Raw genomic sequence first — 10,418 nt, 5'->3', positions numbered from 1 at the left:
CGCAACGAGCACGCGCAGCAGCGACGTTTCGACCTGTCGGACCTGCGTTACAAGAACGGTGTCGACAGCTACCTGTCGGTGCTGACCGCGCAGACGGACCTGTACACCGCGCAGCAGTCGCTGATCAATGCGCGTCTGGCACGCTGGACGAACCTGGTCACCCTGTACCGTGCGCTGGGCGGCGGGTGGATCGAGCGGGCCGGCGAGACGCCGCGCGCGCCGGATGCACCGGTCGACTACGACAAGGCGGCCGCTCCGGCGCCTGCGTCGGCAGCGGCGACGAACGGGTAAGCAAGCGCAAGGAAGGGCAGGCGCGGTGGTGTACCGCGCTTGTTCTTCGAACCGGCAGTACGCGGAAACGAAAACGCCACGGATGAAAATCCGTGGCGTTTTCTTTTGTGCGCTCGAGTCATGAGGGGCAAACACGGGCGGGGTGGCGACGCGTGCATCGAACGCCAGTGCCGCCCGTTGCGTCGGGCACGTGGCGCCACGCGACCATCCGGCATCCGGTACCGCGCCGTCGGCGGCAACCCTTCAAGCGCGATGGCGGACCGTCCGATCGCCGAGCGTCGTCCGTACCTCCAAAGCAAAACGCCACGGCATGCCGTGGCGTTTTTCGTTACCGCTTCGCGCCGTCGTCCGGCGCGTGGCGATCAGTGATGCACGTCGGCCGGGCGGCCGTCGAAGTCGTGTCCGGTGCGGCGGATGTCGCAGCGCGCGTCCTTTTCGCCTTTCACGCCGTTGAACACGATGTTCAGGATCACGGCCGTCGCCGATGCCAGCAGGATGCCGCTGTGCAGGATCGGGGCGAGTGCCGGCGGCAGCTTCGAGAAGAAGTGCGGCGACACGACCGGCACGAGACCCATGCCGACGCTCACGGCGACGATGAACAGGTTGTGCGTGTTGTTCACGAAGTCGACCTTCGACAGCACCTTGATGCCGTTCGCCGCGACCATCCCGAACATCACGATGCCTGCGCCGCCGAGCACGAACGGCGGCACCGACGCGACGACCTGTGCCATCTTCGGGAACAGGCCGAGCAGCACGAGGATCACGCCGCCGGTGGCGCACACGAAACGGCTCTTCACACCCGTCACGCCGATCAGGCCGACGTTCTGCGAGAACGACGTATGCGGGAACGAGTTGAAGATGCCGCCGATCAGCGTGCCGAGGCCGTCGACGCGCAGGCCGCGCACCAGGCGCTCCTGGTTGACCGGACGATCGACCATGTCGCCGACCGCGAGGAACATGCCGGTCGATTCGATGAACGTGACGAACATCACCGTGACCATCGTCGCGATCGACAGCGGGTCGAAGTGCGGCAGGCCGAAGTGGAACGGCATCACGAAGCCGACCCACGGCGCGTGCGCCACGCCGTCGGTGTTCACGCGGCCGATCGCGAAGGCGATCGCGAAGCCGGCGACGATGCCCAGCAGCACCGAGATGTTCGCGAGGAAGCCGCGGCCGTACTTGTTGATCAGCAGGATCAGCGTGAGCACGAGCAGCGACAGGCCGAGATAGACGGGGCTGCCGTATTCGGGGTTGCCGACACCGCCGGCCGCCCAGTTGATGCCCACTTCCATCAGCGACAACCCGATCACGGCGATCACGGTGCCGACGACGACTGGCGGGAAGAACCGCAACAGCTTGCCGATCATCGGCGCGAGCACGATGCCGATGATGCCGGCCGCGATGGTCGAGCCGAAGATGTCGAGGATGCCGAGGCCGGGGTTGGTGCCGATCGCGATCATCGGGCCGACGGCCGCGAACGTGCAGCCCATGATGACGGGCAGGCGGATCCCGAAGATCCACAGGCCGAGCGTCTGGATCAGCGTGGCGATACCGCACGAAAACAGATCGGCGCTGATCAGGAACGCGATCTGGTCTTTCGGCAGCTTGAGCGCGCCGCCGACGATAAGCGGCACGGCGACAGCGCCGGCGTACATGACGAGGACGTGTTGCAGGCCAAGCGTTACCAGCTTGCCGGTCGGCAGCACCTCATCGCACGGATGGACCGTGTTCGATTGCATCTGTCTCACTCCATGATCTTGTTTTCGGGGTGATACGAAATTATTCGGAATGAATCCATGCAACAAGAGTGCTGGGTTCTATTCCGTTCTTTGCTGGTTCGATATGCCAATTCGGCATGGAACAGGGTGTCGATCATCGGGAAACTGCCGCAGGAGTGAGGTTTCCCGGTTTTATAGCCCTTCAAAATAGCGCGGACCCCCATGTCAAATATAGGTCGCCTTATGGTGTGTATCGGGCGGGCGGCACGCGTGGCGCGGTCGTCTTCAGGACCAGTTCGGTGGGAGGCGCGTCGGCGCGATCGGGTGGGTAGGCCATCGGGGCAGCAGTCGGAATCCGGCGGTGCCGTGCAGGCCAGCGTCCGGGGTGGGTGTGGGGGGAAGGATCGGTCGAACCGCGTTCGCCCGTCAATCCCCCCCGCGACGAGTGGGGCCGCACCGGCACCGCATCGATAGCATGGGTTCCGATGCATGACGAACACCACGAGGAGCCCACCCATGAACATCGTATCGACCGGCACGCGGCGCAGCGCGCCGCTCGCCGGATAAGCGGAGCGGCACGATGTACCGCCATCTGCTCGTGACGGTCGACGGCGCGCCCGGCGGCATCGACGCGATCGGCCATGCGCTCGAACTGGCGCGTGCGGTCGGCGCCCGGGTCACGTTCATGCTGACCGGCGCCGCACCGGACTCGCGTTTATCCGGAGCGCGGCTGCCGGAGCACGGTGCGAAAGTGGAAGCCGCCGCGCGGGCGCAAGGGTTGTCCCATGCGATCGCGGGGTCCGGCCATCCGGGGGCCGGCGTGCTGGCGGCCGAACTCGGCTGCGACCTGATCGGCGTCGCGGCGCTGCCGCACGATGCCGATGCAGCGGCCTGCGCGCAACGGCAGCACCTGCTCACGACGAGCAGCGTGCCGGTGCTCGTGTGCACGTCGCGGCGATCGCCTGCCGAGGCGCGCGTGATGGCGCGTTGCCTCGAAGCGCATCGCGCAGTCGGCGGATTGCTGCATGCGCTGATGGCGTCCGGCGCGGACGTAGACGTGGACGTGAGCGCGCAGCAGCAACAGGCCGACACGCAGGATGCGCTGACATCGCTCGCCGCCTTGCAGCGCGCCCGGGTCGGCACGGCCGCCGAAGCGCGTCTCTTCGCGGCATTGCGCGTCCGGGCGGAATGCGTCGCGGCCGAACTGGATGAACTCGACCGCCAGCGGCGGCGCGACGCGCAAGCGCTCGATGCGCTCCTGCGGATCGCCGCCGACGGGCTGCCGTCGGCCGCGTTCGACGCGGCGCTTGCCCGCTATGCGCACGGCGCGTTCGAGCAGATGGGGCGGATGGAAGGCGTGATTTTCCCGGCCGCGCGGCGCTACCTGGGCGACGCGGACTGGGCCGGACTGGATGAATCGCTGGCGGACGGCGCAGCCGCGCAGCCGCCACGCGCAAACGAACCGAACGAACCCGACGATGCGCGACGCGCATCCGACTGACACCATACGGAGAACAAAGATGGCACATGCAGTGCGATTCCACGAAACCGGCGGCCCCGAGGTCCTGCGCTGGGAGGAAGTCGAGGTCGGCGACCCGGGCCCCGGCCAGGTACGCCTGCGGCACGACGCGGTCGGCCTGAATTTCGCCGACACGTATTTCCGCAGCGGCCTGTATCCGGTGCCGCTGCCGGCCGGCCTCGGCGTCGAGGCAGCCGGCGTGGTCGAGGCCGTCGGCCCCGGCGTGACGAATGTCGCCGTCGGCGACCGCGTGACCTACACGGGCTTCCTGAACACGCTCGGCGCGTACAGCACCGAACGGCTGATCCCCGCCGCGCCGCTCGTGCGGCTGCCGGCCGGCATCACGTGCGAAACGGCCGCGGCGATGACGATGCGCGGCCTGACGTCGGCCTACCTGATGCGCCGCATCCACGCGTTCGCCCCGGGCGACACGATCCTGCTGCACGCGGCCGCCGGCGGCGTCGGGCTGATCGTGTCGCAATGGGCGAAGCTGCTCGGACTCACGGTGATCGGCACCGTCTCCAGCGAGCACAAGGCCGAGATCGCCCGTGCGCACGGCTGCGACCATACGATCGACTACAGCCGCGAGGACGTCGCGAAGCGCGTGCGCGAACTGACGGACGGCACGGGTGTCGACGTCGTGTTCGACAGCGTCGGCAAGGACACTTTCGAAGGCTCGCTCGATTCGCTGAAGCGGCGCGGGCTGATGGTGTGCGTCGGCACCGCGTCGGGCCCGATCCCGCCGTTCGATCCGCAGCGCCTCGCGATGAAGGGTTCGCTGTACCTGACGCGCCCGGCGCTGGCCGACTACATCGCCGATCCCGCCGAGAAGAACGACCTGGCCGGCGAACTGTTCGCGCACGTCGCGGCCGGCCGGATCCGGATCGAGATAAACCAGCGCTATGCGCTGCAGGACGCCGCACAGGCACACCGCGATCTCGAATCGCGCAAGACGACCGGTTCGTCGGTGTTCATCGTCTGAGGAGACGCGCATGCGAGTCGAACCCCTGACCTGCGCGATCGGCGCGGAACTGCTGGATGTGAGCCTCGCCGACGCCGTGCACGACGACGGCCTGTTCGCCGAGATCCGCGCGCAGCTGCTCCGGCATCGCGTGCTGTTCCTGCGCGACCAGGATGTCACGCGCGCCGAACATGTCGCGTTCGCGCGGCGCTTCGGCGAGCTCGAGGATCATCCGGTGGCCGGCAGCGATCCCGAGCACCCGGGGCTCGTGCGGATCTACAAGTCGCCCGACCAGCCGAACGACCGCTACGAGAATGCGTGGCACAGCGATGCGAGCTGGCGCGTGGCGCCGCCGTTCGGCTGTGTGCTGCGCTGCGTCGACGGTCCGCCGGTTGGCGGCGACACGATGTGGGCGAACATGGTGCTCGCTTACGAGCGCCTGCCGGAGCACGTAAAGCAGCAGATCGACGGCTTGCGCGCGCGCCACAGCATCGAGGCGAGCTTCGGCGCGGCGATGCCGATCGACAAGCGCCTCGCGCTGAGGGCGCAATACCCGGACGCCGAGCATCCGGTCGTGCGCACGCATCCCGAAACGGGCGAGAAGGTGCTGTACGTGAATGCGTTCACCACGCATTTCACCAACTTCCATACGCCGGAGCGCGTGCGGGTCGGGCAGGACGCGAACCCGGGCGCCGGGCAACTGCTGCAATACCTGATCAGCCAGGCCTACATCCCCGAATACCAGGTGCGCTGGCGCTGGAAGAAGAACAGCGTCGCGATCTGGGACAACCGCAGCACCCAGCACTACGCGGTGATGGACTACCCACCGTGCGTGCGCCGGATGGAGCGCGCGGGCATCGTCGGCGACGTGCCGTTCTGAGCGCGTCCGCACCGTAACCGATTCGCAACCCTGAACCACGCGCCGGGCCTGCCGCCCGGCGCGGCGGGATACGCACGCCCGTACGCCCGACATACAACGATTTCCACTGGAGGACGACATGCAATTTCTCGACGATTCGCTGCACCCGGAAAACCAGGACAAGGTAGTCATCACGGTCGCCCCGTACGGCCCCGAATGGATGCCGGCCGATTTTCCGGAAGACATTCCGGTGACGATGGACGAGCACGTGCAGAAGGCCGTCGACTGCTACAACGCCGGCGCGACGGTGCTGCACATGCATGTGCGCGAGCTCGACGGCAAGGGCAGCAAGCGGCTGTCGAAGTTCAACGAGCTGCTCGGCCGGCTGCGCGAGGCGGTGCCCGACATGATCCTGCAGGTGGGCGGCTCGATCTCGTTCGCGCCGGAAGGCGAGGGCGCCGATGCGAAGTGGCTGTCCGACGACACGCGCCACATGCTCGCCGAGCTGACGCCGAAGCCCGACCAGGTGACGGTCGCGATCAACACCGTGCAGATGAACATCACCGAGCTGATGAACCGCCAGGACATCGCCGGCACGTCGCTGAACGATGCCGCGTACTGGGACGCGTACCGCGAGATGACCGTGCCGGCCGGCCCCGGCTGGGTCGACGAACACCTGCGCCGCCTGCAGGCGGCCGGCATCCAGCCGCATTTCCAGCTCACCGGCATGCACGCGCTGGAAACGCTCGAACGGATCATCCGCCGCGGCGTCTATCGCGGCCCGCTGAACGTCACGTGGGTCGGCATCGGCGGCGGCTTCGACGGCCCGAATCCGTACAACTTCATGGAATTCGTGCGGCGTTGCCCGGATGGCGCTTGCATCACGCTCGAATCGCTGATGAAGAACGTGCTGCCGATCAACACGGTCGCGATGGCGCTGGGCCTGCATCCGCGCTGCGGGATCGAGGACACGATCATCGACCAGAAGGGCAACCGGATGACGTCGGTGCAGCAGGTCGAGCAGTGCGCACGGATCGCGCGCGAACTCGGCCGCGACATCGCCACCGGCAAGGAGGCGAAGGCGATCTACCGGATCGGCGTGCAGTACGACGGCATCGACGAGACGCTTGCGCACCTCGGGATGACGCCGAACCGCCGGCCGGGCCAGGCGAACGTGCCGCTGCGGGCGGCCTGACGCGCCGCGCATCCGCGCATCCGCGCATCCGCGCATCCGGGTAGGCGGCCGTGACGGCCGCCGCCCGCCGATCGTTGTGGCGTGGCACCCACCCCTGCGCAGCGCGCGGGAGCGGACTCCGGTCAACGGAGCGGGGCCACGCAAGCCGCGCCGGAGCACGACCGCTCCGGTGCCGGAGGAGACACGCATGCTGATCCATCATGTCGAGCCGTCGATGCAGGACGTCGCCGCCGCCGGCCGGCGCGCGCCCGCGTATGCGTGGCTCGTGTTCGGACTGACCGTCGGCCTGCTGCTGTCGGACTACATGTCGCGGCAGGTGCTCAACGCCGTGTTCCCGCTGCTCAAGCACGCATGGGCGCTGTCGGACACGCAGCTCGGTTCGCTGTCCGGTGTCGTCGCGCTGCTGGTCGGGTTGCTGACGTTTCCGCTGTCGGTGCTCGCCGACCGCTTCGGCCGCGTGCGCAGCATCGTGCTGATGGCCGCGTTGTGGAGCGTCGCGACGCTCGGCTGCGCGCTGTCGACCAACTACGCCGAGATGCTCGTCGCGCGCGGCCTCGTCGGGCTCGGCGAAGCCGCATACGGCAGTGTCGGCGTCGCGCTGATCCTCAGCATCTTTCCGGCACGCCTGCGCGCGACGCTGACCGGCGCGTTCATGGCCGGCGGCGCGTTCGGCTCCGTGTTCGGGATGGCGCTCGGCGGGCTGGTCGGCGCGCATCTCGGCTGGCGCTGGTCGTTCGGCGTGATGGCCGCGCTCGGCATCGTGCTGCTCGTCGCCTATCGCTGCGTCGTGACCGAACGGCGGCTCGCCGCTTATCGGATCGAGCCGTGCCGGCGCGACGCCAGCGCGCCGCGTGACTTGCGCGGCAGCGCGCGTGCGCTGATGTCGGGGCTGTTCGCGTCGCGCTCGGTGATCTGCGCGTATCTCGGCAGCGGGCTGCACCTGTTCGTGCCGGGCGCGCTGTTCGCGTGGCTGCCCAGCTACCTGAACCGTTACTACGCGATGGCGCCCGACCGTGCGGCCGTGCTCGCGGCCGGCTTCGTGCTGCTCGCGGGCGTCGGGATGGTCGGCTGCGGGATCGTCACCGACCGCGTCGGCAAGACCGACGGCAAGCGCAAGTGGCTGACCGCGATCGCGTATTGCGTGCTCACGGGCGTGTGCCTCGCGATTGCGTTCCGGCTGCCGCCCGGGCCGCTGCAGCTCGCGCTTATCTGCGTGGGCATGCTGGTCGGCGCGGGTGCGTCCGGTGCGTCGGGGGCGATGGTCGCGAACCTGACGCCGGCCGCGATCCACGCGTCGGCATTCGCGACGCTCACGCTCGCCAACAACCTGCTCGGCATGGCGCCGGGCCCGCTGCTGACGGGGTGGGTCGCCGATCGCGCCGGGCTCGTCGGCGCGCTGCAATGGATTCCTGTCGTGCCGCTCATGGCTGCCGTGCTGTTCGCGATCGGACGCGCGAGCTACGTGGCCGATCTCGCGCGCGTCGAACGCGAACGCCGCGCGTCCCAACTTTCCTGAATGCTCTGGAGACTGCATGACCCTGACGACCACCCCCACCATCCTGATCGTGCCCGGCTTGCGCGATCACGTCGAAGACCACTGGCAAACGCACCTCGAACGGCGCCTGCCGAACGCGCGCTCGGTCGCGCCGCTCGAAGCCGACAAGCTGAGCCGCGCCGCACGCGTCGCGGCGCTCGATGCGGCGCTGGCCGAGATCGACGGCCCCGTGATCCTGGTCGCGCACAGCGCTGGCGTGATGATTACGGTGCACTGGGCGCGGCAGGCCACGCGCAAGATCCACGGCGCGCTGCTCGCGGCGCCCGCCGATCTCGAGTCGCCGATGCCCGCCGGTTATCCGGCGTCCGATGCGATCGAAGCGAACGGCTGGACGCCGATACCGACCGAACGGCTGCCGTTTCCGAGCGTCGTCGCCGCGAGCCGCAACGATCCGCTCGCGCGTTTTGAGCGCGTCGAGGCGCTGGCGGCCGGGTGGGGTAGCCAGCTCGTCGATCTGGGGGCGGTCGGGCACCTGAACCCGGCGTCGGGGTATGGCGAGTGGCGGGATGCGGAGCCGTTGATCGAGGAGGTGATTGCGCTCGGTGAAGGGCGTGCCAGCTTGACGGCATGACCTTTCAGCGACGCTTGGCAATCCCGGGCCGTCTTCGGCAGGTTGTCGAGCGCCATGATTGAACGCAACGTGGCCGCTGCGTCCGAATGGGGGACAAGCGGCCGATTGCGATCAATTTATATAGCGGGATGTTGCATGGTTCCGAAACGCAAGGTGCTGTACGGGGTTGCGTTGAAACCCCGCACGATCATCCGTCCTACCACCGAAGTCAAAGTTTCCACTCAAGCCGAGAAAGACGACGTGCTTCGCTCGGCTCGAAAAGTCATCTCCGAACATCGGGATGTGCTGATTGCCCTAAAGCATCGTTGATGCCGGCGAGCGCGATCCCTGCCGGATGCCTGCCGAATCGGTTTCTCGAGGGGAAGCCCCTCGGAGATATGACGTCACAAGACACATCCTCATCCAGCGCCGGTCACGCGATCCGCATCGTTTGTTAACCAAATCCCCTTCCACCGGAAGGTGTTTGTCAGGGAAAGTCCCGCCCCGCGCACGGTGGTTTTTTGTTGACCGACATCGTATAACGCCGTCATGATTTCCTGAAAAGAAAGGTCCCATCCACCGACCGAAGTGAGGAGACATGAACGCCACCACGATCGCTCGCCGTGTCCGCCGGATCGCACTCGCCCTGGGTTTCACGCTGTCGGCCGCGGCAGCCGTTGCCGCTCCCGTCTCGCTGAACATCGTCGATGTCGCGGGCAACCTGCAACTCACGCAGAAGGCCATCGAGGCCTTCCGCGACAAGAACCCGAATCTTGTCTCGAACGTCACGTTCACGAACGCGCCGGCGCCTCAATTGCCGGGCAAGATCAAGGCGATGCAGGCGGCGGGGCGCTCGGACATCGACCTCGTCCTGACGGGCACCGACGCGCTGGCCGCCGGCATCGAGCAGAACCTGTGGCTGAAGCTGCTGCCCGACGACGCGGCCGCGTTCCCCGGCGTGCTCGACAAATACGCGCCCGGCCCGCGCAAGATGCAGGATCTCGCGCAGGGCTTCGGTCTCGAAGTCACCTACATGCCGGCCGGCCCGCTGCTCGAATACAACCCGGCGAAGGTCAGCAACCCGCCGAAGACACCCGACCAACTGCTCGCATGGTGCAAGGCGCACCCGAACAAGCTGATCTATGCGCGCCCGGCGAACTCGGGCCCCGGCCGCACGTTCCTGATGGGGCTGCCGTACGTGCTCGGCGACAAGAATCCGCAGGATCCGATCAACGGCTGGGACAAGACCTGGGCGTTCCTCAAGGCGCTGAACGACTGCGTGCCGTACTACCCGGGCGGCACGTCGGCCGTGATGAAGGAGCTCGGCGAGGGCACGCGCGACATGACCGTGACCGTCACGGGCTGGGACCTGAACCCGCGCGCGCTCGGCATCGTACCGGCCGAGTTCAAAATCCAGGCGTTCGACAACATGACGTGGGTCAACGACGCGCACTACATGGTGATCCCGAAGGGCGTGCCGAAAGAGAAGCTCGACGTGCTGTTCAAGCTGATGAACTTCCTGCTCGAACCGGCGCAACAGGCGATGACCTATGACGACGGCTATTTCTATCCGGGCCCGGCGGTGAAGGGCGTGACGCTCGAGATGGCGCCCGCGCACAGCCAGGAGGTGGTCCGCAAGTTCGGCCGCCCCGAGTACGCGAAGCTGCTCGCGGATCGCCCGCACGTGCAGCCGCTCAGCGCGCAGGCGATGGTCGCCGCGTTCCAGAAGTGGGATCGTGAAATCGGTGCGCAGAAGTCGAAGTGACGCGT

At 67.6% G+C, this 10,418-nt stretch carries 10 protein-coding genes; 9 read left to right on the top strand and 1 reads right to left on the bottom strand.

All coding sequences use genetic code 11. The features are described 5' to 3' along the window. Positions 1 to 291 (top strand): TolC family protein (locus tag G3N61_RS16120; protein ID WP_205823019.1); only part of this gene is annotated, 291 nt, incomplete at its 5' end. A gap of 362 nt (positions 292 to 653) precedes the next feature. On the opposite strand, the gene G3N61_RS16115 is transcribed toward G3N61_RS16120, so the two are convergent. Next, positions 654 to 2,030, bottom strand: a complete 1,377-nt coding sequence (locus G3N61_RS16115; protein ID WP_043190182.1) for a nucleobase:cation symporter-2 family protein — start codon at positions 2,028 to 2,030, stop codon at positions 654 to 656. A 559-nt stretch (positions 2,031 to 2,589) separates the two neighbouring features. On the opposite strand from G3N61_RS16115, the gene G3N61_RS16110 reads away from it, so the two are divergent. From G3N61_RS16110 to G3N61_RS16075, 8 genes are all read left to right on the top strand, one after another. After that, complete coding sequence (locus G3N61_RS16110; protein WP_205823018.1) at positions 2,590 to 3,510, top strand: universal stress protein; 921 nt, start codon at positions 2,590 to 2,592, stop codon at positions 3,508 to 3,510. A gap of 19 nt (positions 3,511 to 3,529) precedes the next feature. Continuing rightward, positions 3,530 to 4,510, top strand: a complete 981-nt coding sequence (locus G3N61_RS16105) for a quinone oxidoreductase (RefSeq protein WP_205823017.1) — start codon at positions 3,530 to 3,532, stop codon at positions 4,508 to 4,510. 10 nt (positions 4,511 to 4,520) lie between these two features. Next, positions 4,521 to 5,369: a TauD/TfdA family dioxygenase gene (locus tag G3N61_RS16100; protein ID WP_205823016.1), complete on the top strand. Its 849-nt coding sequence runs from the start codon at positions 4,521 to 4,523 to the stop codon at positions 5,367 to 5,369. 118 nt (positions 5,370 to 5,487) lie between these two features. Then, positions 5,488 to 6,543: a 3-keto-5-aminohexanoate cleavage protein gene (locus G3N61_RS16095; protein ID WP_205823014.1), complete on the top strand. Its 1,056-nt coding sequence runs from the start codon at positions 5,488 to 5,490 to the stop codon at positions 6,541 to 6,543. A 187-nt stretch (positions 6,544 to 6,730) separates the two neighbouring features. Further along, entirely contained in the window at positions 6,731 to 8,059 is a 1,329-nt protein-coding gene (locus tag G3N61_RS16090) for an MFS transporter (protein ID WP_205823013.1), read from the top strand. A gap of 16 nt (positions 8,060 to 8,075) precedes the next feature. Next, the gene (locus G3N61_RS16085) at positions 8,076 to 8,669 is read left to right on the top strand and encodes an alpha/beta fold hydrolase (RefSeq protein ID WP_205823012.1); all 594 of its coding nucleotides are present in this window, start codon (positions 8,076 to 8,078) and stop codon (positions 8,667 to 8,669) included. Between the two features lie 135 nt (positions 8,670 to 8,804). Then, positions 8,805 to 8,978 carry a hypothetical protein gene (locus tag G3N61_RS16080; protein ID WP_205823011.1) on the top strand — a complete coding sequence of 58 codons (174 nt, stop codon included), beginning with the start codon at positions 8,805 to 8,807 and terminating at the stop codon, positions 8,976 to 8,978. Positions 8,979 to 9,246: 268 nt separating this feature from the next. Then, positions 9,247 to 10,413, top strand: coding sequence for an extracellular solute-binding protein (locus G3N61_RS16075; RefSeq protein ID WP_089450490.1), 1,167 nt, complete (start codon positions 9,247 to 9,249; stop codon positions 10,411 to 10,413). Positions 10,414 to 10,418: the final 5 nt, after the last annotated feature.

Origin of the sequence: Burkholderia sp. Ac-20349 (genome assembly GCF_017104865.1) — a bacterium.
In the GTDB taxonomy this organism is placed as follows: Bacteria; Pseudomonadota; Gammaproteobacteria; order Burkholderiales; family Burkholderiaceae; genus Burkholderia; species Burkholderia aenigmatica.
Note: the sequence above shows the minus strand (reverse complement) of the source record. Positions and strands in the feature narration are given on the sequence as shown.